Genomic DNA, 25,892 nt, shown 5'->3' with positions numbered 1-25,892 from the left:
CAATCCACACTAATGTTCGTGATATCAAATGTAATTAATTATCAGCGTAGGTGTTAGCGCATTACAAAATTTCATGCATGAAATTAATGTGCTTTGTCTGCCACCTTTTTCTCTATCCTTGGGTCGGGGATAAACCATATAACGGCCACTACCCAATACAAGCCCAAACTTATCCATGGGCAATATACTGATACGATGATAGCTGTAGCATAAATAACAATAGATAATTTACCTTTCCAATCCTTACCCATGGCCAATGCCAGCGACGAATCGTGGCCAGCCTGCTTTACCAGCAGGCGGGCCAGTACGGTGTAAGCTATCGCGTTCATGATCAGCACACAGCCGTAAGCGAAAATAGGCCACATGCTAAAATGGCTTTCGCCCATCCATCCGGTAACAAAGGGCACCAGCGACAGCCAAAACAATAAATTAAGATTGGCCCAAAGTACCCTGCCGTTAATGGTGTTAACGGCATATATCATGTGGTGGTGGTTATTCCAGTAAATGCCTATATAAATAAAACTGAGCACATAGCTCAGAAACACGGGCAGTAAAGGTAACAAAGCATGAATATCGTGTCCCTGTGGCAGTTTAAGCTCAAGTACCATAATGGTAATGATAATGGCTATCACTCCATCGCTAAAGGCTTCCAGGCGGTCTTTTTTCATACCGTTAAATATATGGGGAAAAGCTGAAACCTAAAAGTTAAGGTCGCATCATACAGGATTCCGATTAGGCTTAATAAAAAGAGGGTAATTAGCGATGGCCTAAAGCGCCGGCCAGTTTTTCTTTTGAAATATCCAGCAGGGATTGGATATCAGCACGTGAAGCATCATTATTTAACACTTTTTCCAGGTCGGCAATTGATGCTTTTAATGAATTGATACCGCGGTTCCTGTCGTTGGCTTTGTTGCTCTGCAATTTAAAAACACCGTATTCGCGGTAGGCTATAGCCCTGTTCTGGTATATTTTATCTGATGCTTCAATATCAATAGCCTTGGTATAGTCTACTATCGATCCCAGCAGCCATTTTTCTTTATCGGCATTGCCGGTTTGCGCATCCTTAGCCATGCGGCATTGTGCAAGCGCCCGGTAGTAGTAAGCCATGCAATCGGCTGGTTTCAGGCTAATTACTTTGCTATAGGTAGCAATGGCTTTTTTATAGCTTTCGTTATGGAAATAGGAATAGCCCAGCATCCACAAAGCGTTCGAGTTGGTGGAATCAACCACGCATGCTTTTTCCAGGTGCTTTGTAGCCGTTTTAAAATCGCCGTCCATTAAAGCCTGCCGGCCCAAATTGACATATGCGTTTTGTGCCAGTACCGGACTGGCCGTTGTAAGGACAATATATGAAAGTATGACCGATAATCTCATTAACTGATAACTCGTTCTAACAAAATATTATAACAATAACTTATATTGTGTCAATTTATTATATGGCGATATTGTTTTCATTGAAAATATTTTTTCACCAATATGGGGAAAATCATCCATGACTTTTTAACACGTCCGCATTATACCGCTATTTTATCTAATTGGCAAGTTTAATTATTATAAGCAACAACCAGTCAGCCGTTTACATTTTTTATCGTAATAAATTAAGTATAAATTATAAGTTGGCATAAGGATTGAAACATACGCATATATATACAGCCATACTACACAGGCTGTGTTTTTAGTCAGTTTGTTATATTACAGGCTGACATTTTGACGTTTTATTATAACAAAGAGGTACTTAATGAGCTTTGATCCATTCGACTTTAAATCTGCTTTACCAATCATAAACGAGGATTCTGAATTCTTTCCGCTCATGTCGTCGGAAGACGAAGAAGAAATGAATAACGAGGAGATGCCCTCTATTTTGCCGATACTACCATTACGCAATACCGTTTTGTTCCCGGGCGTAGTAATGCCCATTACTGTAGGACGCGATAAATCTATCCGGCTGATACGTGAGGCAAATAAAAAAGACCGCATGATTGGGGTGGTGGCCCAACAGGATGTGAATATTGAAGACCCTGTTTTTAACCAGCTTAACCGCATCGGCACCACCGCACTCATCATAAAAATGTTAAAAATGCCCGATGGTAACACTACCGTGATACTGCAGGGAAAAAAACGTTTCATATTACAGGAAGAAGTACAAAGCGAGCCCTATATAAAAGCCACTATCGAACCTTTTAAGGAGATAAAACCAACTGAAAACAAAGAGTTTAAAGCGCTGGTATCTTCCATAAAAGATATGGCGATGAGCATTATCCAGTTATCGCCAAATATCCCAAGCGAAGCTGGTATTGCCATACGTAATATTGAAAGTACTTCGTTTTTGATCAACTTCATCTCGTCTAACATGAATGCCGAGATGTCGGCCAAGCAGAAGATGCTGGAAACTGCCGACCTGCGCGAGCGGGCCAAAATGGTTTTAGAGCACCTGACCACCGAGATACAGATGCTGGAACTGAAAAATCAGATACAAAGCCGCGTACGTACCGACCTGGATAAGCAACAGCGCGATTATTTTCTGAACCAGCAACTAAAAACCATACAGGAAGAATTAGGCGGTAACAGTCCCGACCTGGAGATTGAAAACCTGCGCGAGCGCGCCGTAAAAAAGAAATGGGCCAAAGAGGTAAAGGACCATTTTGATAAGGAGCTGGAAAAACTGGCCCGCATGAACCCCGCGGCTGCCGATTACTCGGTACAGATAAACTACCTTGAACTATTGCTTGATTTGCCCTGGAACGAGTTTACTAAAGATAACTTCGACCTGAAACGGGCACAAAAGATACTGGATAAAGACCACTTCGGTTTAGACAAAGTTAAACAGCGTATTATTGAATACCTGGCCGTGCTGAAACTGAAGCACAACATGAAGGCCCCTATCCTGTGCCTTGTAGGCCCTCCGGGGGTGGGTAAAACATCGCTGGGTAAATCTATCGCCAAGGCGTTAAACCGTAAATATGTGCGTATGGCGCTGGGCGGTATCCGCGACGAAGCCGAGATACGCGGGCATCGCAAAACTTATATTGGCGCTATGCCGGGCCGCATTATCCAATCGATAAAAAAAGCAGGCGCCGCTAACCCGGTGTTTATTTTGGATGAGATTGATAAAGTAGGTAACGATTTCCGCGGCGATCCGTCATCGGCGCTGTTAGAAGTGCTTGACCCTGAACAGAACAGCACTTTTTACGATCATTACGTAGAGATGGACTTTGACCTGAGCAACGTAATGTTCATCGCTACAGCAAACTCGCTAAGCACTATACAACCCGCTTTAATAGACCGTATGGAAATTATTGAAGTGAACGGGTATACTATTGAAGAAAAAATTGAGATAGCTAAACAACATTTAGTACCCAAACAGCGCGAGGCCCACGGCATTAAAACCAAAGATGTTACATTGAAAAACGATGTGATTGAAAAGGTGATAGAAGATTATACCCGCGAATCGGGCGTGCGTAGTTTGGATAAACAAATAGGTTCGGTTATACGCGGCGTGGCAAAAAACATTGCCATGAAAGAAGAATACAACCCGCTGCTGAATAAAAAAGATGTAGAGCGAATACTGGGCGCACCTATTTTTGATAAAGACCTATATGAGGGCAATGATGTTGCCGGCGTAGTAACAGGCCTGGCGTGGACATCGGTAGGCGGCGATATTTTATTTATTGAATCGAGTTTAAGTCCGGGTAAAGGGCGTTTAACCCTTACGGGTAACCTTGGTGATGTGATGAAGGAATCGGCCACCATTGCGCTGGCTTACCTGCGCGCCCATGCCAGTTATTTTAATATCGACCCGCGCCTTTTCGACCAGTGGGATGTGCATATCCACGTGCCTGCCGGCGCTACGCCTAAGGATGGCCCTTCGGCCGGGGTAACTATGCTTACCGCGCTTACATCAGCCTTCACCCAGCGCAAACTGAAACCGCATTTAGCTATGACGGGTGAAATTACCCTGCGTGGCCGTGTGTTGCCGGTTGGTGGCATTAAAGAAAAGATACTGGCCGCCAAACGCGCTAATATCAAAGAGATCATCCTGTGCAAATCTAACGAGAAGGATATTTTGGATATTAAGGAAGATTATATCAAAGACCTTACTTTCCACTATGTAAAAGAAATGCGCGAGGTAATTGACCTGGCCCTGCTGGATGAATTGGTTGCCGATCCGTTGGATTTGACAGTGAAAGAAGACGCCAAAGTGGAAGCTTAAGTTTTCATTTCTATTTCATGTGAACAATTATCTTCGTGGTATCAAAACCGATATCATGATTAAAAATTGTCCACTTTTGTCGGCCATTTGCCTGCTGTTTATTCTTTTTTCCGGCAAATCATTTGGCCAAACCAGTCCCGATTCTTTACTGCATCAGCGTGCCCAAACCGTTTTTCTGGAAGCGGGTGGCGCAGGCGTAGTATTTTCGGCAAATTACGATACCCGGTTCAGCAAAAAACGTAATGGCTGGGGCGGGCGCATTGGTATAGGATATTTCCATGATAGGCCTGGCTCGATTGTTTTGTTGCCGATACAGGTCAATTATCTTTTCGGGAAAACTAAAAACTTCTTCGAACTTGGCGCGGGCATTACAGCAGGTTCAGTAGACGATAAGACGGATGTACCCTTCGGTGATGATGGGAAAACAGTTAACGGCGCGGTTGCCACTTTAACGGCGGCTTTCCGTCACCAGGCTTTGGGCAGGGGTATCTATTATAAAATAAGCTTCGATGGTATTTTCGATACAGAAAACCTGCATAATGTATTTCCTTATATAGGCGCCGGGTTGGGTTATACTTTCCGGTAAAATTTACTGATAGATTAAAGCTCCATTCCCGGGGCTTTTTCTATTTTTGATCTTTGCTAATTCATACCCCGCATGAGAAAATTATTTCTGATTACTGTTGTTTTAATTCTAACCTGTACCGGCTTCGCTCAATCGCGCAAAAACGAGGTAGGCATCCAGGCCGATAACGATTCGTTCCTGGGCCAGGGATCGGACAGGTATTATACCAACGGTATATTTATCTATTATCGCCATGCCTTAAAAGTGAGTGAAGGTGGTACCAAACTAAAAAATAAGGTGTTGGGTTTTGAGGCTGGTCAGAAGATATTTAACCCTCAAAGCGGCAGTATCCCATCGGTTGATTATTTAGACCGTCCGTTTGCAGGCTATCTGTATATCGGTTCAACTTTAAATTTTTTATATAGTAACGAAAGTAATTTGAAATTTGGCGCGCAAATTGGCGTAGTTGGCCCGGGTGCAGGTGGAAAAGAGATACAGGAAGACATCCACAAATGGTTTGGTTTTTACCCCCCAACCGGCTGGGAGCACCAGGTACATGATGGCGCCGAGCTTAACCTATCGGCCGAATACAATAAACTGCTTACGCGGGGCAATGGCATCGACCTGACTTTTAACAGCTATGGCAACCTGGGCAATGGCTTTACGGGCGCAGGCGCGGGCTTAATGCTGAGAGCGGGAAATTTTAATCAATTATTCAATTCGGTAAGTACCCAAAGTACCGCCAGTAATATAGACAGTAAAAGTGCATTGCACCAGCACGAATTTTTTGCCTACTACAAACCAGCATTAAACTACGTAGCGTACGATGCTACCATACAAGGCAGCTTGTTCAACGCGCACAATAACCCGCAGGAAGTAACTTTAGACCGTGAACCATTCATATTCAGCAACCAGATAGGGGGCGCTTACACCGCCAACCATTGGGTGTTTGATGTATCGGTGATATTTCACAGTAAAGATGTAAAGCAGATGGTGCAATTGCACCAATGGGGATCGGTAACGGTATTGTATAGGTTTTAATATTAAAAAAGTACGTCATTCTGAGCGATAGCGAAGAATCTCCGATATGCTAAGCGACTCTGCTTATTTGGGATCCTTCGCTATCGCTCAGGATGACGACAAGTATTACTCCCCAAAATCCTTCCTTCTCGATTCTTTTTTGGCTGAATGGAGTTTTTTGGCATCTAACCGTGCCGCTTTTTTGGCTTTAGATATTTTTACTTTTTTCCGCGCTTTGGGTACAATTAAAGCATTACCCAATATTTGCACCAGGCGTCCAAGCGCTATCTCTTTATTCAACAGCTGACTACGTTCCTCGTCGCACACAATTTGCAGCAAGCCATCTTTATTAAAACGGGAATGTAGTTTGGTGATCAGCAAAGCTTTCTCTTCATCTGTAAATAACAGCGATGTTTCAATCGGGAACAGCAGTTCAACTTTGGTAGAAACCTTGTTTACATTTTGGCCGCCTTTGCCCCCGCTGCGCGATGTTTTATAGCTCACTTCCTTTTGCAGGTCGGCTTTATTTAAGTTCATGGTGCTAATTTAATGAATGGTAGATTAGGTTGATTGAGTCAACCGTTTTATTTATTGGCAGATAACTTATTCAACTCCTCACTTATTCAACCACTCACTAAAATTCCCTATCTTCGTACCCCGATGAGCAATAACATTGTGGTAGCTATCGATGGCTACTCGTCATGCGGAAAAAGCACTTTAGCCAAAGCCCTGGCCAAAAAACTCCATTTTATTTATGTTGACAGCGGTGCTATGTACCGGGCGGTGACTTTGTATTTTCTGCGTAACAATATCGATTTGCATAATCACGAGCAAATTGCTGAGGCGTTAAAGGATATCCACCTTAACTTCCACTCGCGCGATTACCAAACACATATTACCCTAAACGACGAAGAAGTATCAGATGAGATACGCCTGATGCCGGTGTCCGAGAATGTAAGTGCTGTTTCTGCCGTTAAAGAAGTACGTGTAGAGATGGTGAAGCAGCAGCAACGCATGGGGCAATCAAAGAATGTGGTAATGGATGGCCGCGACATCGGCACCGTAGTTTTCCCGCACGCCCAGGTAAAACTGTTTATGACCGCCGACCCCAAGATCCGCGCTGAACGCCGCTTTAAGGAACTGGCGCCTAAAAATCCGGATATTACTTTAGAGGAAGTGTTTGAAAACCTGGCCCATCGCGATTATCAGGACACCACCCGCGAGGAAAGCCCCCTCACCCGCGCCGAAGACGCTATTATTTTAGACAACACCGATTTAACACCGGACGAGCAGCTGCAATTTGCGCTGGATAAGATAGAGCCGTTTTTGAAATAACCCCTATTACTATGTCATTTCGAACGAGGTACGAGGAGGAATCTTCTATACGCGACATGTATATCGTAGAAGATTTCTCTTTCGCCCCTTCGCACACATCTACCTATGCTCTATCGAAATGACAGCTTTTATAAGTTGATCTTACTCCACAAACTTCTCCGTATTTACCCCAAACCTGTTCAGGAAATCAACCCCTTCATCGCTGACTAAGCCTTTATATTCGGCGTACGAGTACCGGTAGTAAACCTGCCTCACCCCTGCCGAATAGATCAACCTGGCGCAAGCTAAACAAGGTGATAACGTAGTATACAAAGTTGCCCCTTCTAATCGTGCACCGTTTTTTACGGCATACAATATGGCGTTCTCCTCGGCGTGAAGTGCTAACGAACAGCTGCCTTTTGAATCGCGGGCGCAGCCAACGCCCGGCCATTCTTCGTCGCAATTGTGCGTGCCCGATGGCGGACCGTTGTAACCGATGGAAATAATACGGGTATCTTTAGCCAGCACCGCCCCCACCTGCGCTTTTACACAGTGCGACCGCTTAGCCAGATCGCCGGCAAGGTTCATGAAGATATGTTCGAAAGATGGTTTGTTCATCAGTGATCAGAGATTAGTTAATTAGAGATCAAGGTTAAAAATAAAGATTAGAAACTTACAGTCAAAAAAATAGAGATTAGTAAATAAATACACCAATCTCTATTCTTTGATTAACTAATCACTGGAAAATCAATGCCCACCTTTAACCTCTACAGCATCAAAATCAATACCCTGCGTTTTGAGTTCACTTTTTGCTTTAATTGCGTAAAACGCCAGATAAGCAAAACAAGCTACGCCCACCAGGTACGAGAATTGGATGCCCAGGAAATGGTCAGCTAAGAAACCTTGTAACAAGCTGATAAATCCGCCGCCCATAATCATCATAATGAGGAAACTGGAACCCTCGTTGGTATGGCGGCCAAGGCCGGTAACCGCAAGGGTATAAATACATGGCCATAAGGTTGAGCAAAATAAACCCACGCTAACAAAAGCGAATACACTTACCATACCGGTGGTAAACATCCCAATAAACAGGGCAACAATAGCACAACCTGAGAAAATTAATAATTGGCGTGCCGGGTTACCGCGACTTAGCAAATCGGCTATAATCAATACGGCAACTACAGCGGCATAGATGTAAAATGGTGTAATATCATGCTGGGCTATCCTGTTCACCGCCAGGAACACTGCGAATGCGATATAGGGCATTAAGAATTTCAATACCTGCTTAACCCCGCCCGATAGGCTGAAAGCACCGATAGAGTTTGTCCACCGGCCTATCATTAAGCTGGCCCAGTAAAGTGAAATGAACGGGGCTATATTAGCGGTAGGTATATTTAATTTCTCTTTCATATAAGCCGGCAGGTTACTGGCGGTAGAAACTTCAACACCTACGTAAACAAATATGGCTATCATACCTAACGATAATTGCAAGTAGTTGATCGCGCCTTTTCTATCGTTAGTGGCTAATGGGGCGGCCACATCTGTTGGCGAACTTACCACCTCTTCGGTTATGTTTTCAATTTTGTTGGGTACCGATGAGAATTTGAAGATAACTGCCACTACTATAAACAACGCACCTAAAATAAGATAAGGGAATTTTACCGCGCTGATATCAGCCACCTGCGAATTGGCAGATACCGAACCGAAAATGGCCAAACTAACCAGCAAGGGGCCAATAGTAGTACCAAAGTTATTTACACCACCCGCAAGGCTTAAACGTTGCGCGCCTGTTTTAGGGTCGCCCATGGCAACAGTCAGCGCGTTGGCCGCAATTTGCTGCAACGAGAAACCTAACCCTACAATAAATAAGCCGGTGATCATAATATAGAACGAAGCGCTTTCTGCTGCCGGGTAAAATAATAAAGTACCCAATGCCGAAATTATAAGGCCCACGGCAATACCGTTTTTATAACCAAAATGGTTCAGGATATCGCCGCCACGGGCTTTTGAAATAAAGAAATAGATGAGTGAACCAACTGTATAAGCAAAATAAAAGGCGAACGATATCATTTGCGATTGCCATTGTTCGAGATTCAGTTTCTCCTTGAAAACAGGGATTAAGATATCGTTGCTTGCGGCCACAAAGCCCCAAAAAAAGAAAACAGTAATCAATGTCAACAAGGCCGAACTATAGTTCTTGCTGTTAGTTTGCTCCATAAGGTTAAAATTTAAATTGGTGTTTAAAGGACACTAACATAAGCTAATTTTTTATTATTCGTAATATTTTTAAAAATTAAATCAGGTCTTAAATTTCTTTGTTTAATAGATAAAGTTGCATATTCGCATACTTTAAACTGTTATATAAGCCTATTAGTAAATGATAGAAGCCGTAATATCGGGTATAGGGATTGGATTAGTGCTCACGTTTTTAACCGGCCCGGTTTTCTTCGCTTTAATAAAAACAAGTATCGAAAAAGGCTTTCATGCAGGTGTTGCTTTAGCCCTGGGAGTGGTTACCAGCGATGTGGTATTTGTAGGCACCATCCTTTTCGGTTCGCAATTTTTTGATGTATCTGCGCAAACCAAAACCATTGCGGGTATTGTAGGCACTACTATCCTTTTCGGTATCGGTATCTATTATATATTTAAAAAGGCCGATGTTAATTACAAAACTGTAGCCCCAAAACGCATCCGCAAGGCAGGCTTTTTTTTAAAGGGCTTTGTAATGTGCATATTTAACCCTACTATCCTTTTTCATTGGATAACCGTTATTGGTACGGCCAGTACTATTTATCACCAGGGCATCCCACATCGCGGACTAAAACTGGCTACCATGTTCTTCACCGTACTTATTGTACAATTTGGAATGGATACTACCAAAGCATTTTACGCCAATAAGCTGCGCGACCGCATATCCGAAAAAATGGTACACCGCCTAAATCAGGTTGCTGGTATAGCCCTTATTATTGCCTCGTTAATTTTGGTTGATAAACTGGTGACACACTATGTGTTCTCGCCGATGAGCTGATTTTGCCTCCCCACGTCATAGCGAGCGCAGCGTGGCTATCCCTGATAAGCAAAGAGGCTTGCATAGTTTAGAGATTGCTTCGTTCCTCGCAATGACATGAATGAAATATTTTTTCCTTTTCCTTGGTGATATCTTCCTAAATTACCGCACTTAGTATTAAATGCACATTCATTATGGCAAATGATACCCAACAAACAGCAAACAATGCCCGGCTTTTTATAAAGCTGTATCAATCGGCATTTCCCTCGGTAGCGCGCTATGTGAGCCGGCGGGGCGGATCGTTCGATGAAGCGAAGGATGTTTTTCAGGACGCGCTGGTAATTTATTACGAGAAGCACATCAGCGGTAACCAATCTCCTGTCAACGCAAAAGCTTATTTAATGGGCATTGCCAAGCATCTTTGGATAAAAAGCTATCAGAACAATAGCCGCTATGTACCGCTGGATGAGGCTAACAACCTGGACATAACCATACCCCAAGCGCAGCAGCCTATAACCAATAAAATACTACACTACCTGGAAAGCACCGGCGAAAAATGTATGGATTTGCTGAAAAGCTTCTATTACGACAAGCTGCCCATGACTGATATTGCCCAAACATTTGGCTTCTCAGGCGAACGGTCGGCTACGGTGCAGAAGTTTAAATGCCTGGAAAAAGTACGCGAAACAGTTAAAAGTAAATCCTTAACCTATGAAGACTTTGTTGAATAAGCTGCAGCAGATAGAAGGATTTATTTTAAAAACCAATAATCCGGGTGACAACCTGGTGTTTGAAGCCCAGCTATTGCTTGATGAAAACCTGCACCAGGAAGTTAGCTTGCAAAAAGATGCGTACGCCATCATCAATCAATATGGCCGCCGAAAGTTGAAAGCGGAGATAGAATCCGTGCATCAGCAGTTATTTACCCAAACCAAACATCAGCGTTTCAGGGAAAAAGTGCTGGCGCTGTTTAAGTAAAACCATCATTTATGAATATCGACACTAACGAATTCCGCAAATATGCGGTGGGGCATTGCCATGCCAAAACTTTCGCGGTTGAGCGCTTTATTGCACAAACCCAACAAGCGGCCATTACCATGAGTATGACGCCTTATATTACCGAAGAGCGCCAGCTGAACGTGGCCCAGATGGACGTATTCTCGCGCCTGATGATAGACCGCATTATCTTCCTTGGCACCCAGGTTGAAGACCATATGGCCAATGTGATACAGGCGCAATTACTGTTCCTGCAATCGGTAGATAGTAAGAAAGACATCCAGATGTATATCAATTCACCAGGCGGCTCGGTGTATGCCGGGTTTGGTATTTATGATACCATGCAAATCATCAGCAACGATGTGGCTACCATCTGCACAGGCATGGCGGCATCCATGGCGGCTAATTTGCTGTGCGGCGGCGCGGCAGGTAAACGCTCGGCGCTGAAACATTCGCGTATTATGCTGCACCAACCATCTGGTGGCGTACAGGGCCCGGCATCGGATATTGAGATCACCGCCCGGCAGGTACTTAAAATTCAAAAGGAACTCTACACCATCCTCTCCGAACACAGTGGCCGCACCTACGATGAAGTCCACCACGCCTCCGACCGCGATAACTGGATGACATCGCAAGAGGCATTGGAATTTGGGATAATTGATGAGATATTAGTCCCCCAAGCCAACGCTTAATCTTGCGTCATTGCGAGGCACGAAGCAATCTCTACACCCAAAAGTTAAATATGCACAGCTACTCTGTAAACTTAGAGATTGCTTCGTTCCTCGCAATGACGTGGTTGTAAAACAGCAAACGCCCCAATAAATCGGGGCGTTTGCTTATAACTTATGACTTAGAACTCAAGACCTACATATATGCCCTTTGGTTCTTCCCTTCCATCCAGTTCACATAGGCGCGGTTCACAATCTTGTTGCCGCCCGGGGTTGGGTAGTCGCCGCTGAAGTACCAGTCGCCCAGATGATCAGGACAGGCAATATGCAGGTTATCCAGCGTTTGGTATAATACTTTTATTTCGGCATTAGTACCTTTAGGTGTAATGATCTTCGCTATACGGTCAGATATTTCCTGATCGGTAAACGGTTCGTAAATAGCTTTTACGTAGTTTTGTACCTTCTCTTTCGGCAGGGCCAGGCTATCTTTACATTTCTGGTAAACTTCGGTCAGTATGTTTTCCTTACCGGTTTCTTTCAGCAAACTTACAGCCGCTTCAAAAGCAACGAACTCGCCCATACGGCTCATATCAATACCATAACAATCCGGGTAACGTATTTGCGGCGCCGATGATACAATGACTATCTTTTTAGGGCCCAGCCTGTCCAGTATCTTCAATATACTTTGCTTCAGCGTTGTACCGCGTACAATCGAATCATCCAAAGCTACCAACATATCGGTTCCCGCTTTAATTACACCGTAGGTAGTATCGTATACATGTGCTACCATCTCGCCGCGGTCGGCATCGTTAGTGATGAACGTGCGCAGCTTTACATCTTTTATCGCCAGCTTTTCCACCCGTGGGGCCATGGCCAATACTTCGGTCAGTTCCTCGTCGGTAATTTTATCGGCGCGGTTCAGCAGCTTATCGCGCTGGTATTTTTTAATGTATTTATGAAAACCCTCTACCATGCCATAGTAGGCAACTTCGGCGGTATTTGGTATAAAGGATAGTACGGTGTTTTTAATATCATGATCCACCGCGTCCAGTATTTGCGGGCACAACAAACGGCCCAATTGTTTACGCTCGCGGTAGATCGAGGCATCGCTGCCGCGCGAAAAATAGATCCGCTCGAACGAGCACGATTTCTTTTCCTGGGGCTCACTAAACTGGTCTTCAGTTATTTTGCCATTCTTTTTAACTATCAGGGCATGGCCGGGTTTTATCTCGCGGATGTCCTCGATAGCTACGTTAAAGGCAGTTTGTATAGCAGGGCGCTCGGAAGCGGCCACTACAATCTCATCGTTATAATAATAAAACGCCGGGCGGATACCTACCGGGTCGCGCATTACAAAAGCATCACCATGACCTAAAATACCTGCGATGGTATACCCGCCGTCCCAGCTTTTGGCTGATTTTTTCAGGATCTTAGCTACGTCCAGGTCGTTGGCTATCATGTTACTGATCTCCATATTATTGTCCACACCCTCCCGTTTGTATTGGTCAAACAAGCCCTGGTTCTCGGTATCTAAAAAGTGGCCTATTTTTTCCAGTACGGTTACAGTATCAGCTTTTTCTTTAGGGTGCTGGCCAAGGTCGTACAGTTGCTGCAGCAGTTCATCAACATTGGTCATGTTGAAGTTACCGGCAATAACCAGGTTACGCGTTTGCCAGTTGTTTTGGCGCAGGAAAGGGTGACAGCTTTCGATACTATTCTTACCATGAGTACCATAACGCAGGTGGCCCAGTAAAACCTCGCCGGTAAAGCTAACATTCTCTTTCAGCCATTCGGCGTCCAGCATTTTTTCGGGTGTTTCCTTTTGAATATCGGCAAACTTCTTTTGGATATACTCAAAAATATCGGCCACAGCGCTGGGCGCCATGCTTCGGTGCCGGCTAATATAGCGCTTGCCCGGTGCAATGTCCAGCTTAATGGTAGCTACCCCCGCGCCATCTTGCCCGCGGTTGTGCTGTTTTTCCATTAGCAGGTACAGCTTGTTAATGCCGTACAGTGCCGTTCCATATTTTTTTTGGTAATAAGATAGTGGCTTTAGTAGACGGATAAAAGCCACCCCGCATTCATGCTTAATCTGATCGCTCATGATTGGATTTGAGCACGCAAAGTTAAAATAATCGCGCTAATTATCAGCCTGTAATTGTCATTAAAAAGCATTAAATAAACGCTTAGTGTGTAAAAAATACAATACGTGCTGGCAACGCTTATGATTGTGCTGGATTTGTTGAATTGTCTGAACCGGGATTTAACAGATTAGCAAGATGACAACGATATAAATCCTATAATCCTATTAATCTGTTAAATCCCGGTTCAGACCGTTACAGCTTCTCTCCGTGCTGGGTAATATCAAGCCCTAAGGTTTCCTCTTCCTTGGTTACCCTTAACGGCTGTATCATATCGGTAATTTTCAACAGCAATAATGAGCCGAAGAACGCGAAAATAGAAACGCCAATTAAAGCAGCTAATTGCACCAAAAACAAATGTGTTTCGCCAAAAAACAGTCCGTTACCTGTTACGTTGGCAGCATTTATATTTTTATGTGCAAAAACGCCGGTTAAAAGCATCCCCACCATACCACCAACACCGTGACAAGGGAATACATCAAGTGTATCGTCAATAGTGGTGCGGGTGCGCCATTCTACCACCAGGTTACTTACAATGGCCGATATAATACCAATAGCCAACGAATGCGGTACCGATACAAACCCGGCGGCCGGGGTAATAGCCACTAAACCAACCACCGCGCCAATACAGGTGCCCATAGCCGATGGCTTGCGGCCCCGTACCGTATCAAAAAATATCCAGGTAACGCCTGCCGCTGCCGATGCTGCCATACTGGTGGCCAGCGCAGTTACCGCCAAAGTATTAGCGCCAAATGCCGACCCGGCATTAAAACCAAACCAGCCAAACCAAAGCAAGCCTGTACCTATCATCACATAAGTGATACGTGCAGGCGAGTGGGTATTCTCGTTACGTTTTTTCAAGTATAAAGCCGAGGCTAAAGCCGCCCAGCCTGCCGACATGTGCACAACAGTACCGCCTGCAAAATCCAGTACGCCAAGTTTGGCCAAAAAACCATCCGGGTGCCAGGTGCAATGCGCCAGCGGCGAGAAAATAAATATGGAGAACAGGCAAAGGAATATCACGTACGATTTAAAGTTGATCCGCTCGGCAAAGGCGCCCGTGATCAGCGCTGGGGTAATAATGGCAAACTTTAACTGGTACATGGCAAACAGCAAAATAGGGATAGTTGGTGCCATACGCCAGGTTTGGTTGCCCAGCATGCCTTTCAGCATGAAAAAGGTTTTAGGGTTACCTATAAACCCGCCAATGCTATCGCCAAAAGCCAGGCTAAAGCCAAACACCACCCACATTACAGTTACAATAACCATACATATGATGCTTTGCAGCATGGTTGATATTACGTTTTTCTTATTTACCATACCGCCGTAAAAAAAGGCAAGTCCTGGGGTCATAATCAGTACCAGGGCGGTGGCGGTCAGCATCCAGGCAGTATCGGCCGCGCTGATGGTTGATTTTTCCGTGTTATGGACATCAATGCCCGGGAAAAAGAACGACAATAGCAGGATAATTAGTACTAAACTAATAGGGATAAAACGTTTCATGGTTGACAGGCTCAATCGGAGTTATTTTCAAAGCTGCAAAATAGTAACATTTTTAAAATACGCGGGTATTAAATATAATTTTTACAATAATCACAATAGATAATTAAAAATATATAACAATTTTATAATTTAAAATAAAAATAAGGCATTAAATTTTTTATTTCGCAAGAAATTTGGTTTAAAACCTATCTCAAAACATATATTTTTTGAAAAAATCACAAAAAAATCAGACTGTAATATTACACCCGTAATAAATAGACAAACAAACAGAATTAAAAAACCTTATGGAGCTAAACCTGGAGTATTTTATAAATATTTAGCCAAATAATCGGGGAATATCCCGATAAACACCAGCAGAAAAGAAATAACAACCGCCGCAAACAACAAGCTTTGGCTGGTCACCACGTATTCGTGGTTATTATCTGTTTTGCGCAGGAATAAATAAAGCGGTATTTTAATGTAATAGAATAATGCTACCACGGTGGTCAGCGCACCGGTACCCATCAACAGCAGGTAAAGCAACTGATGATCTAACTGGTACCTACAATATATCGACTGGAATACCAGCACCTTCCCAATAAAACCGGCGGTTACCGGCAAACCCGTTAACGAAATAAGGATAATTACGAAGCACACCGAAGCAGTCGGCAGTTTAAAGCCCAGCCCTTTATAATCGTCCACATTCTCGGCGCCGGTAATATTAGTGAAGTACGATGCCAGCATCAGCGCGCCTATGTTGGCAACACTGTATACCGCAAGGTAAAACAATAAGGCCTTCAAACCATCGGGACTGAAACATATTACGGCCATTAATGCAAAACCGGTATGGCCGATACTGCTATACGCCAGCATGCGCTTGATATTCTTTTGCATTACCGCGGCAAAATTGCCGGCTACCATGGTAATTAATCCTACTACTGAAAGGAACAGCCTGAAATCAAAACTTGTCCATATGCCTGATATTATAAATGGCCTTACAAAGTTTACCAGCATAGCAAAAGCTGCAATTTTAGGCAAAGTAGACAGGTAAGCCGTAACCGGGGTAGCGGCGCCCTGGTAAACATCGGGTACCCAAAAATGCATGGGTACAAAAGATAGCTTAAAGCCTAATCCCGCAAAAATTAACACCAGCGCAAATGAAACGCTGACAGGGTTTACTGCCGATAAATTATGCACAAATTGCGCGGCAAACAGATCGGTAAAACCCGTGAAGGCATACAGCAACGAAATGCCATACAGCATTACCGCCGATGAAGCCGCGCCGAACAGCACGTACTTTAAGCCTGCCCCTGCGCTTATCCCCTGCTCCGCCTTATAAGCCACCATCAGGTACGAGGCCAGCGAAACAAACTCGATAGCCAGGTAGATGGATAGCAGGTTGATGGACATCACCATTAGGTGCAGGCCCAGTATTGAGGCTATAACAATGGCATAAAGATCGGACAATCCCTTCTTATGGGCCTTCAACTGCCTGTCCCAGGCAAAATAAAGCAGCAGCAGCAGGCTTATAAAGTCAATAATCAGTTTAAACACTACCGAGGTATGGTGCAACAATAGCATTCCGCCAAACATAGGCCGCATTTCATCTACAGGCAGTAGGTATTGGATGCCGTCCTGCAATATCACACACACCATCCCTACTACCGAGACCACACGACATATAGCTGCCGCGCTGCGGGTATAAACCAGGCCGGTTATCAGCACCAGTAAAAACAGCACGCTCAGGTAAACCTCGGGCATAAAGTAGTGCACACTGCTGATGGCGGTATTTAACTGGTACGATATGTAGGGTAATAGGTCGTGCATTTAATATCTATTGTACTGCAATAAGTTGATTTTTAGGAAGGCGCACCTGGTAACTCAAAACGGCCTTTTTATTATCCAGCGGGGCTAAAGTAAAATTCCAGGCAATTAAACCTGTTTTAGTATCCAGTTTACCGCCCGATAATTCCTTTGCATCTACCACAATATCTGTGTTTTCGGATACGGGTATCTGGTCTTCCAATAACAAATTTATAGGTTGCGATTTCCTGTTCTTTACCTCTATCAGCCAATCGCGGGTTTCTTTTCTGTTAGATGCGATACCCTGTTTCCCTGTTAAATTTTTTTGCAAGGTACGGGTTACTACAATATTTTTATCAGTGCCCAGAGAAAGTTTTAAAGTATCGTTAGCGGTACGGCTATTTAAATATGATTTACCAATATAAGTACCTTCAAAAAACAGGTTCATATCGCCGGGCAAAAAGTTGTACTTGTTCCAATCGGTTACCAGGGCGGTTAAAAATACGTTGGTGTTTATTTTGGGCGCCGCGTAGTATTCGTATTTAGCCGGCAGTTCTACCTGGTTCATTTCAACCGTAGCTTGTTTACCATCGGCATTTACCGAAAAAGGCGTGTTGATATTAAACTCTGTCGCGGTTTGGTTTTCCTGCTGGGTAACACCCGGAACCGATGCCATGCCATATACCTTTCCAAGGCTTTGTGTGGCCATCCCCCTCACTATAACTACTTCATTTAATTGATTGCTTCTTTTATCCTGGGCCATTTCATATTTTGGGATATCCAGGTAATATGGGGAAAGATCGGGCCTGTTGGCATTAACGTTAGGGTTACCTGTCGATAAGGTGAGTTTCACATCTTTCCAGTCCTCACCGCTTTGCTGGGTAACCTTAGCTTTATATACAATAGTTACCGGACTTTTTACATCTTTAGCACGGATATTATAAACAGGTGTCCAGCTGGCGCGGTAAACGCGGTAGCTTAAGGTAAACTGCCCTACCGTATTACCGACAGACGATACCGTTACCAAAATATTACTGCTTTTTTTACTGCCGCTATTTTCAGTAGTGGTTATCAGGGCGTTAATCTTTTGCAGCTCGGTATTCAGCGCATCAACTTGTTGAGTAACCAGCATTTCATTTTTTTTCAATTCGGTTAAGCGGGCTGTCTGAAAATCAAGCGCTTGTTTTAGTTTAACAATATCAACTGTGGCATTTGTGGTATTATTAGTAAGTTGGTTTTTCAGTAATTTTTCCTCATCAAGGTAAATGCTCATTAAATCTGTTTGAGCGGCTATTTTATCCTTAATAACTTTTTGCTGGGCCAGCAGGTCATCAATAGTTTTTTGCCGTGTTTGCTCGTTCGCTACGTTAACTTCGGGTGTAACCGACAGGATGGTAAAATCGCCTGTGGCATGCACCTGCACACTTTGTGCATCTATATCCGGCGCAATATGGTCAAATACCAGTGTGGTTGTACCAGGCTTAATGCTTGCTGTTGCAGTACGGGTTACTTGCCCGCTGTTTAAAAAAATAGTTACTTTCTGAATTTTTGAACTCACTTTTTGGCTATCGTCAGCTTTTACCTGTGCTGATATGAATAAAATTATCCCGGCCATTAATAATTTGTTAAGCATGATGGTTGAATATAAAGTGAAACGATCTTGTTAATAAAGCCAGCTAATTGCTGCTTTCTAACTACAAGATGTATTCTCTTATATTTTTCCATAAACATTATTAAAATTTTTATCAGCCGTGTAAAAAGCTTACTAAAGCCAGTACCGAATCGTTTATCTTATCAAACACCAGCGATGGCATAATACCTAAAGCCAGGGCCAGCACAGCCAGCGGTACAAGGGTTATGGTTTCGCGCCAGTTCAAATCGGTAAGGGCCAAATGCCAGGTTTCGCCGCCTTTTAATAATTCCTTGCCAAAAAACATCCGCTGCAGCGTCCATAAAAAGTAAGCGGCGCTTAGTAATATCCCCAGCACACCGCACACGGCCAGCCATTGCGGCATCAGCCCGTTAAAGGTGAAAGATTTAAACGCCCCCGCCAGCGAGAAAGCCTCGGCCACGAAAGCCGAGAAGCCCGGCAAGCCTAACGATGCGAAAAAGGCGATCATCACAAAAACTGTATAGCGCGGCATCAACCCGCTTAAGCCGCGGAAGTTGTAAATATCCCTATCGTGCACCCGGTTGTAAATTACGCCTACCAGGAAAAACAGCATGGCCGATAAAAAGCCGTGACTTACCATTTGCATCATAGCGCCGCCAATACCCTCGGGCGTTTGCGAGGCAATGCCCAGCAGCACAAAGCCCATGTGCGATACGGATGAATAGGCGATCATACGTTTCAGATCGCGTTGGGCCAGGGCATTCAACGCGCCGTAAATAATGGATATAATGCCCAGCAGGCCCAGCCAAAATGCACCGGTAGTAGCCACATCGGGGAATATCCCGGTACAGATCCTAATGATACCGTAACCACCAATTTTTAGCAGGATACCCGCTAATATAATAGACACCGGTGTAGGCGCTTCCACGTGCGCATCGGGCAGCCAGGTGTGCAATGGCACTACGGGTACTTTAATGGCAAAGGCTATAAACAGGATAATAAAGCCCAGCGTACGGGCGTGCATGCCGAATAATGTGTAATGATTAATGGTATCAAAAATAGAACCGGAAATATAATTGGCCGGGTTCATCATGGTTACCATGTTAAACGTGTGGTTGCCCGTGGCAGGGTCCTGTACTGAGAGGTATAACCCTATCATTACCAGCAGCATAAATACCGAACCGAACAGCGTATACAGAAAGAACTTGATAGCCGCATATTCGCGCCGTACCCCGCCCCACATACCTATCAGGAAGTAGAGTGGCAACAGCATTAGTTCATAAAACAGGTAGAACAAGAAGAAATCCAACGCGCAGAAAACGCCGATAACCGCCATATCCAATATCAGGAACAGGATAAAAAAGCCTTTCAGGTTACTTTTTATCTCCCAGGCTGATAGCGCCGCTATAACCAGCACCAGCGATGTCATTACCACCATGGCTAATGAAATGCCATCTATCCCCACAAAATAATCTATCTGTAGTTTAGACTGACCGAGGTTCAGGTTTATCCACGATAGCTTTTGTACCAGTTGGTATTGCCCCTCATGGTTAATGCCGCCAAAATTGGCCCCGGTTTTAAAATGACAATATATCCAAACTGCTAAACCCAATTGTATCAGCGTTGCCGTTAGCGTAAGGAACTTAAAACTGCCCCGCCATGCCGATGGCATCACCCATATCAGCAGGGCAAACAGCACAGGTATAAATATTAATATAGTTAATATATTCATCAGGTTCAGATCAGTATTTTAAATATAAATAAAGCCAATATTACTGCGAGCATGCTAAACAAATAGTACTGCACCTTGCCGGTTTGAAAGCCGCGCACAAAATTACTAATGCCCACTACAACTGCCGCTATGCCGTGCAAAAAACCATCTACAATATATTTATCCAGCCATTTGGCTGTGGCCGATAGCGCTAAGGTAATTTTAGTGAGCAAATGTATCAAACCGTCAATAACGTTCTTATCAAACCAAAACATCCTGTCGCTCAAAGCTAATACGCCTTTTACAATAGCACCATTGTAAAATTTATCAATATACCACTCGTGATACGATAGTTTGAACAGGAATGTATGCTGCGGGAACAGTTTCCGCTTTTGCGTAACATAAATGCTGTACGCCCAATAAATAGTGAGTATGCTAATTAAAGTTACCCCTACCGGGATAATGGTATGATAAGGATTGATACGCCCTAAATGATCGGTAACCACCAAGCCTTTCAATACCCAGGCATGTTCATAAAAAAACGGGTTGAATGAAAATACCGGGAACAGGCAGCACAGCGCCAGGAATATCAGCGGAAATTTATAAGCCCAGCCGCCATCGGTAAAATGCGCTTTAACTTGCGCATTGATACGTTCCTGTTCAAATTCGCCAAAAAACACCCGGAATATTAAACGTGCAACATAAAAAGCCGTCAGCACACCGCTTAGCAAAGCTAATACGGGCACTATACTGTAAACCCAGCTTTTATCGCCTGCCCACTCAAAGGCCTGTACAAGTATGCCATCTTTAGACAAATAACCCGTAGTAAAAGGTATACCTACCAAGGCCAGCGCGGCTATTACACAAACCACAAATGTTAACGGCAGCTTTTTACGCAGTCCGCCCATGTAAAGGATGTTCTGTGGGTCGATATCCAGTTGATATTCGTCTTTCAGGTGCTGCATCTCGTGAATAATGATACCAGCCGACAGGAACAGCAGGCATTTAAAGAATGCGTGTGTTACCAGGTGGAACAACCCCGAACCATACGCGCCGATACCCATGGCCATAACCATGAAGCCCAATTGCGATATGGTTGAATAAGCCAGGATGCGTTTCAGATCGTTTTGCGTTAGCGCGATGGTTGCCGCCATAAATGCCGTAAAACAACCGATAACGGCCAGTGCCGTTAGTTCATTACTATTGAAAAATGGATAGAACCGTCCCAATAAGAATACCCCTGCTGCCACCATGGTAGCCGCGTGTATCAAAGCCGAAACCGAGGTTGGGCCTTCCATTGCATCGGGCAGCCAGGTATGCAATGGAAATTGTGCCGATTTAGCCGCAACTGCCAATATAATACCGCCGCAAGCTATGTACTGCCAAACCACAGGCATACTCCCAAACGGACTAAACCATACCCCATTTTTAACAATGGCCTGCATTACCATGCCATTATTGCCAAATAATTGATCAAGATCGAACGTGTGGAATTGCGCGAACAGGATCATGATACCGGCCAGCAGGCCGATATCGCCTATCCTGTTCATGATAAAAGCTTTTTTATTAGCCTGCACAGCCCTATCGCGCGTGTTCCAGAAGCCAATGAGCAGGTAGGATGAGAAACCCACCAACTCCCAAAAAGCATAAACCAACACCAGGTTATCGGCCACAACCAAAGCCAGCATGCTAAAGCAAAAGAAACTGAGGTAGGTAAAATAACGCCCGAAATATGGGTCGCCTTTCATATAAGCCGTGCCGTAAATATGCACCGGCAGCGCAATTACCGATACCAGCAACAGCAACAAAACCGATAGGTTATTCAGCAATAAACCGGCATATATGCGTGTGCTGCCAATGGTGAACCACAAATATTGCTGGTGATAATATAGGCCGCTGTTCCACACTTTTGAAAACACAACTACGGCGCAAGCTGTACTTAGCAGCATGGCCAGGGTAGATACCCAACCGCTGATCTTGCTGCCTTTATCCAGCACTAAAGCATTCAGCAAAAAGGCAGCAAGCGGGGCCAGCACCGCGGTGAGGGTGTAGCCAGCTAATTGCAGATCCTGATGTGCTAAAAGGCTTTCCAATATTTTGTTTATTTTTTTGTTACGATGACAATTTTAGCCGCTATCTTACTTCCTTCCGGCTGATCCTGCACAAAGGTTACGCTCTCAATTTTATCTTTGGGTATGCTGTTCAGCTTGTAGGACTCGCTATTGTTTTTCTCTACCTGTACGCCATCTACCACGTAAATAAACTGGCTGTCATCTTTACCATGACTGGTGAGAAAACTTTCAAAATCATCAGAAAACATGCTGAATTTCTGCTGATACGCCGCTATAGCAAATTTTTTGGTAGTAATTATTGCTACACCATTGGCGCCTTCAGTGCCATATTTTGCAGTGACGGCCTCGCCTTTTAATATTTCGGCAGATGATATATCTTTAGGATTTACCGCATTAAACTGTTCTTTAGTCGTTTTAACCGAATCGACCACATATAATAGGTCCTTAGCATTTACCGCGGGCAAGATAACCTGAGCTTTTAAAACAACCGGGAAACACAGTAATAAAACAATTAATAATCTTTTTAACATCAGTCTTTTAGTTGGTTAATGCTATCGGGTTCAATGGTTTTGTAGCGACGGTAAACATTCAATATAATAGCCAAAGCTACAGCGGTTGTGGCCGCGGCCAGCACTATGGCAAAAATGGCAAAGGTTTGGCCGTTGTTGTTTAGCTTATCATAACGGCCAAAGGCCACCAGGTTTAGTATGGCGGCATTCAGTATCAATTCAATACCTATCAATACTTGTATGGCGTTACTTTTGCTGATGACCATATACAAGCCTATACAAAACAGCACCGCGCTAATAATGAGGAAATGTGTTAAGGTGATCATTCCACACCCTCCTTCCGCGACAGGTGGGCCGCGCCTACCAGCACCATCATCAACAAAATAGAAATAGCCTCGAACGGCAGCAGGTAGCGGGTCATTAAATTAACCCCCAGGTTACTGGTTGTGGTATCGGTTGGCATTACAATATTATTTATCAAGGCCGCATCATTTACCCATTGCAGACCGTTGGCCATTCCTTTTAATATCACGTTAACCATCACTATAAAAAACAGTACCGCCAGCAACAGCGAGGGCCAGTTTTTAAACCCGATAAATTTGGTGTTGGCATCTTTCAATCTGTCCAACGTTTCGCGGCCCGATAGCATAAAGGCAAACAGTATTAGCACCAAAATGCCGCCTACATAAATTACTATCTGGGTTATCGCCACAAAATCGGCCATGGCGAATACGTATAAACCGGCCAGCCCGAACAGCGTAATAAAAAACATAAATATCGAGCGTACCAAACTCTTACTATAAGCCACATACAATGCCGAGCCTATGGTAATAAAAGCCATTACGTAAAAAAGAACGACGGTTAAATTCATACGCTGCCCTCCTTGTTTTGTATGGCCGCCAGTTTAGCGGCAGCACGCTCGGCTTGCTGTTTTTCCAGCAACGCACGCTTTTCGGCGGCCTCCTCAGGCGTCATATCCGAAAATTCGTAGGTCAGGTCGCTTAGTTCAAATACCGTTTTATCGTATTGGTTGGTCATTACAATGCACTCGGTAGGGCAAACTATGGTGCACAAGCCGCAGTACATGCATTTGGCCATATCAATATCAAACTTAGCAGCGTATAGCCGCTTGGGGCTGCCGTCGGATGTATTGCCAATAAGTTCAGTAGCCTTTATCGAATCGATGGTGATACAATCAACCGGGCAAATCTTGGCGCATAGGTCGCATACAATGCAATCGTCTATTTCCACATCCAATTGGTAGCGCCCTACCTCGGGTACAGGCAGTTGCTGTTTTGGATACTGAATGGTGTTGGTGCCTTCCTCCAGTTTTTTGAAATAATTATCGGCAGCCACGGTTTGCACCTGGCGTTTTGAATTGGGCGCAAAAAGGTGTCTGATGGTAAGCGCTAACCCCTTCCATGCAGTTTTGATACCGTTTATAATATTCCCTGATTCCACCGATTTCTTATTTAATGATTTCACAGATTAATCCGTTACTTCACACACTATCTTATTTTATATTTTCGTTTGCATATCTGCATATTCCCACATCTGCACATTCTAATTACATCATCCAAATCCGCCATATGCCCGAGATAATCATACAGGCAAAAGCCAGTGGGGTCAGTACTTTCCAGCATAGGTTCATCAATTGGTCAACCCTGAAACGGGGCAGTGTCCACCTGATCCACATTTGCACACCAACCAGTAATAATGTTTTGATACTCACCCAGGCAATGCCCCAAATTGCTCCGGTTGTCCAGTTTGCCAGGTGTACCGGGCCTATGTTGGGCAGCGGTGTATTCCAGGCGCCCAAAAATACAATTACGGCAACCATACTCACCAAAAACATCATGCTGTATTCGGCTAAGAACACAAAGGCGAACCGCAGTCCGGTAAACTCGGTATGGAAACCGGCAACCAGTTCAGATTCAGCCTCGGGGATATCAAACGGCGCGCGGTTACTCTCGGCCAGCGAAGCAATAAAGTATACCACAAATGCAATGATGAGATGCGGTGCCCGGAAAATATTCCAGCTTAGTATCCCCCCATTGGCCGATACATCCCAGATACCCAGGAACTTGCTATGTTCGGAAGATAGTATCCCCTGCTGATAAGACATCACCTGAAGATCAAGCGTTTGCGCTATCATTACGGCTGATATCAGCGCGAAGCCGGCAGGTATCTCGTACGAGATGATTTGCGCTGCCGAACGCATGGCGCCCAGTATAGAATACTTATTGTTCGATCCCCAACCGGCCATTAATATGCCCAGCGTTTCAACCGAGACGATAGCCAGCAGATAATATAATCCTAAATTTAAGTGCGATGGCGCCAGTCCCGGCCCCCAGGGCAAGGCCGCAAAGCCTAAATAAACCGCTACAAAAATAATAGCGGGGGCTGCCATAAAAAGCCATTTATCCGCAGCAGCGGGAATGATCAGCTCTTTTTGGAGCATTTTCAGAAAATCGGCAATGGTTTGCAGCGAGCCGAATTTACCTACCTCGGTTGGCCCCAAACGGTCTTGTATAAAGGCAGATACTTTGCGTTCGGCATATACGCCAAACAAGGTAAACAGGGCTGCAAATACAAACAACCCAAGGGCTATGCTAAAGTATATGAGATAGCTGGTCAACTGCGTTTTTAATTTCCCTGCAAACTTACTAAATGCACAGGGATTTTAGTTGATTAAGTTTGATTAAGTTGACTAAATTGGTAGAGTATTAATTCTTCCCTGTGTCATTTCGACCGTAGGGAGAAATCTTATACGTTCAACAAG

General features: G+C 44.2%; 24 protein-coding genes. 8 read left to right on the top strand and 16 right to left on the bottom strand.

What is annotated here, in order from left to right; all coding sequences use genetic code 11:
• Positions 1–83: 83 nt before the first annotated feature.
• Both IRJ18_RS04355 and IRJ18_RS04350 read right to left on the bottom strand, forming a co-directional pair.
• Positions 84–668, bottom strand: coding sequence for a TMEM175 family protein (locus tag IRJ18_RS04355; RefSeq protein ID WP_194104979.1), 585 nt, complete (start codon positions 666–668; stop codon positions 84–86).
• Positions 669–756: 88 nt separating this feature from the next.
• A complete protein-coding gene (locus IRJ18_RS04350; RefSeq protein ID WP_194104978.1) occupies positions 757–1,374 on the bottom strand; it encodes a tetratricopeptide repeat protein in 618 nt (205 codons plus the stop codon).
• A 364-nt stretch (positions 1,375–1,738) separates the two neighbouring features.
• Between IRJ18_RS04350 and lon the strand changes: the two genes are divergently transcribed.
• From lon to IRJ18_RS04335, 3 genes are all read left to right on the top strand, one after another.
• Complete coding sequence (gene lon, locus IRJ18_RS04345) at positions 1,739–4,210, top strand: endopeptidase La (RefSeq protein WP_194104977.1); 2,472 nt, start codon at positions 1,739–1,741, stop codon at positions 4,208–4,210.
• 55 nt (positions 4,211–4,265) lie between these two features.
• A complete protein-coding gene (locus IRJ18_RS04340) occupies positions 4,266–4,796 on the top strand; it encodes a hypothetical protein (RefSeq protein WP_194104976.1) in 531 nt (176 codons plus the stop codon).
• A 72-nt stretch (positions 4,797–4,868) separates the two neighbouring features.
• Positions 4,869–5,816, top strand: coding sequence for a lipid A deacylase LpxR family protein (locus IRJ18_RS04335; RefSeq protein ID WP_194104975.1), 948 nt, complete (start codon positions 4,869–4,871; stop codon positions 5,814–5,816).
• A 105-nt stretch (positions 5,817–5,921) separates the two neighbouring features.
• Here the strand turns inward: IRJ18_RS04335 and arfB are convergent, their stop codons facing one another.
• Entirely contained in the window at positions 5,922–6,332 is a 411-nt protein-coding gene (arfB, locus tag IRJ18_RS04330) for an alternative ribosome rescue aminoacyl-tRNA hydrolase ArfB (protein WP_194104974.1), read from the bottom strand.
• Positions 6,333–6,455: 123 nt separating this feature from the next.
• On the opposite strand from arfB, the gene cmk reads away from it, so the two are divergent.
• Positions 6,456–7,130 carry a (d)CMP kinase gene (gene cmk / locus IRJ18_RS04325; protein ID WP_194104973.1) on the top strand — a complete coding sequence of 225 codons (675 nt, stop codon included), beginning with the start codon at positions 6,456–6,458 and terminating at the stop codon, positions 7,128–7,130.
• Between the two features lie 141 nt (positions 7,131–7,271).
• Here the strand turns inward: cmk and IRJ18_RS04320 are convergent, their stop codons facing one another.
• Complete coding sequence (locus IRJ18_RS04320; protein ID WP_194104972.1) at positions 7,272–7,727, bottom strand: deoxycytidylate deaminase; 456 nt, start codon at positions 7,725–7,727, stop codon at positions 7,272–7,274.
• 129 nt (positions 7,728–7,856) lie between these two features.
• On the bottom strand, positions 7,857–9,326 hold the full coding sequence (locus IRJ18_RS04315; RefSeq protein ID WP_194104971.1) for an MFS transporter: 1,470 nt from the start codon (positions 9,324–9,326) through the stop codon (positions 7,857–7,859).
• 160 nt (positions 9,327–9,486) lie between these two features.
• On the opposite strand from IRJ18_RS04315, the gene IRJ18_RS04310 reads away from it, so the two are divergent.
• The 4 genes from IRJ18_RS04310 (at position 9,487) to IRJ18_RS04295 (ending at position 11,804) form a co-directional block, all read left to right on the top strand.
• Entirely contained in the window at positions 9,487–10,137 is a 651-nt protein-coding gene (locus tag IRJ18_RS04310; RefSeq protein ID WP_194104970.1) for a LysE family translocator, read from the top strand.
• A gap of 173 nt (positions 10,138–10,310) precedes the next feature.
• A complete protein-coding gene (locus IRJ18_RS04305) occupies positions 10,311–10,847 on the top strand; it encodes an RNA polymerase sigma factor (protein WP_194104969.1) in 537 nt (178 codons plus the stop codon).
• Positions 10,828–11,094, top strand: a complete 267-nt coding sequence (locus IRJ18_RS04300) for a hypothetical protein (protein ID WP_194104968.1) — start codon at positions 10,828–10,830, stop codon at positions 11,092–11,094. Before IRJ18_RS04305 ends, IRJ18_RS04300 begins: the two co-directional genes overlap by 20 nt.
• Positions 11,095–11,105: 11 nt before the next feature.
• Positions 11,106–11,804, top strand: a complete 699-nt coding sequence (locus IRJ18_RS04295; RefSeq protein WP_194104967.1) for an ATP-dependent Clp protease proteolytic subunit — start codon at positions 11,106–11,108, stop codon at positions 11,802–11,804.
• Between the two features lie 172 nt (positions 11,805–11,976).
• On the opposite strand, the gene IRJ18_RS04290 is transcribed toward IRJ18_RS04295, so the two are convergent.
• The 11 genes from IRJ18_RS04290 to nuoH all read right to left on the bottom strand — a co-directional run bounded on the left by IRJ18_RS04290 (position 11,977) and on the right by nuoH (position 25,748).
• The gene (locus IRJ18_RS04290; protein ID WP_194104966.1) at positions 11,977–13,884 is read right to left on the bottom strand and encodes an amidophosphoribosyltransferase; all 1,908 of its coding nucleotides are present in this window, start codon (positions 13,882–13,884) and stop codon (positions 11,977–11,979) included.
• 232 nt (positions 13,885–14,116) lie between these two features.
• The gene (locus IRJ18_RS04285; RefSeq protein ID WP_194104965.1) at positions 14,117–15,424 is read right to left on the bottom strand and encodes an ammonium transporter; all 1,308 of its coding nucleotides are present in this window, start codon (positions 15,422–15,424) and stop codon (positions 14,117–14,119) included.
• A gap of 306 nt (positions 15,425–15,730) precedes the next feature.
• A complete protein-coding gene (locus IRJ18_RS04280) occupies positions 15,731–17,230 on the bottom strand; it encodes an NADH-quinone oxidoreductase subunit N (RefSeq protein WP_194104964.1) in 1,500 nt (499 codons plus the stop codon).
• Between the two features lie 7 nt (positions 17,231–17,237).
• Positions 17,238–18,839, bottom strand: a complete 1,602-nt coding sequence (locus IRJ18_RS04275) for a DUF4139 domain-containing protein (protein WP_194104963.1) — start codon at positions 18,837–18,839, stop codon at positions 17,238–17,240.
• A 112-nt stretch (positions 18,840–18,951) separates the two neighbouring features.
• Positions 18,952–20,550: a complex I subunit 4 family protein gene (locus IRJ18_RS04270; protein WP_194104962.1), complete on the bottom strand. Its 1,599-nt coding sequence runs from the start codon at positions 20,548–20,550 to the stop codon at positions 18,952–18,954.
• Between the two features lie 5 nt (positions 20,551–20,555).
• Positions 20,556–22,622, bottom strand: coding sequence for an NADH-quinone oxidoreductase subunit 5 family protein (locus tag IRJ18_RS04265; protein ID WP_194104961.1), 2,067 nt, complete (start codon positions 22,620–22,622; stop codon positions 20,556–20,558).
• An 8-nt stretch (positions 22,623–22,630) separates the two neighbouring features.
• On the bottom strand, positions 22,631–23,131 hold the full coding sequence (locus tag IRJ18_RS04260) for a hypothetical protein (RefSeq protein WP_194104960.1): 501 nt from the start codon (positions 23,129–23,131) through the stop codon (positions 22,631–22,633).
• A complete protein-coding gene (gene nuoK, locus IRJ18_RS04255; RefSeq protein WP_228072547.1) occupies positions 23,131–23,436 on the bottom strand; it encodes an NADH-quinone oxidoreductase subunit NuoK in 306 nt (101 codons plus the stop codon). The genes IRJ18_RS04260 and nuoK overlap by 1 nt, the downstream gene beginning before the upstream one ends.
• Positions 23,433–23,981 carry an NADH-quinone oxidoreductase subunit J family protein gene (locus IRJ18_RS04250; RefSeq protein WP_194104959.1) on the bottom strand — a complete coding sequence of 183 codons (549 nt, stop codon included), beginning with the start codon at positions 23,979–23,981 and terminating at the stop codon, positions 23,433–23,435. The genes nuoK and IRJ18_RS04250 overlap by 4 nt, the downstream gene beginning before the upstream one ends.
• Positions 23,978–24,595 (bottom strand): NuoI/complex I 23 kDa subunit family protein, encoded by a 618-nt coding sequence (locus IRJ18_RS04245; RefSeq protein ID WP_317174051.1) that lies wholly within the window; start codon positions 24,593–24,595, stop codon positions 23,978–23,980. Before IRJ18_RS04245 ends, IRJ18_RS04250 begins: the two co-directional genes overlap by 4 nt.
• A gap of 82 nt (positions 24,596–24,677) precedes the next feature.
• Entirely contained in the window at positions 24,678–25,748 is a 1,071-nt protein-coding gene (gene nuoH, locus IRJ18_RS04240) for an NADH-quinone oxidoreductase subunit NuoH (RefSeq protein WP_194104958.1), read from the bottom strand.
• Positions 25,749–25,892 lie beyond the last annotated feature (144 nt).

This window comes from Mucilaginibacter boryungensis, assembly GCF_015221995.1.
In the GTDB taxonomy this organism is placed as follows: Bacteria; Bacteroidota; Bacteroidia; order Sphingobacteriales; family Sphingobacteriaceae; genus Mucilaginibacter; species Mucilaginibacter boryungensis.
The sequence above is the reverse complement of the archived record's forward strand: the minus strand, read 5'-3'. Positions and strand labels throughout refer to the sequence as shown.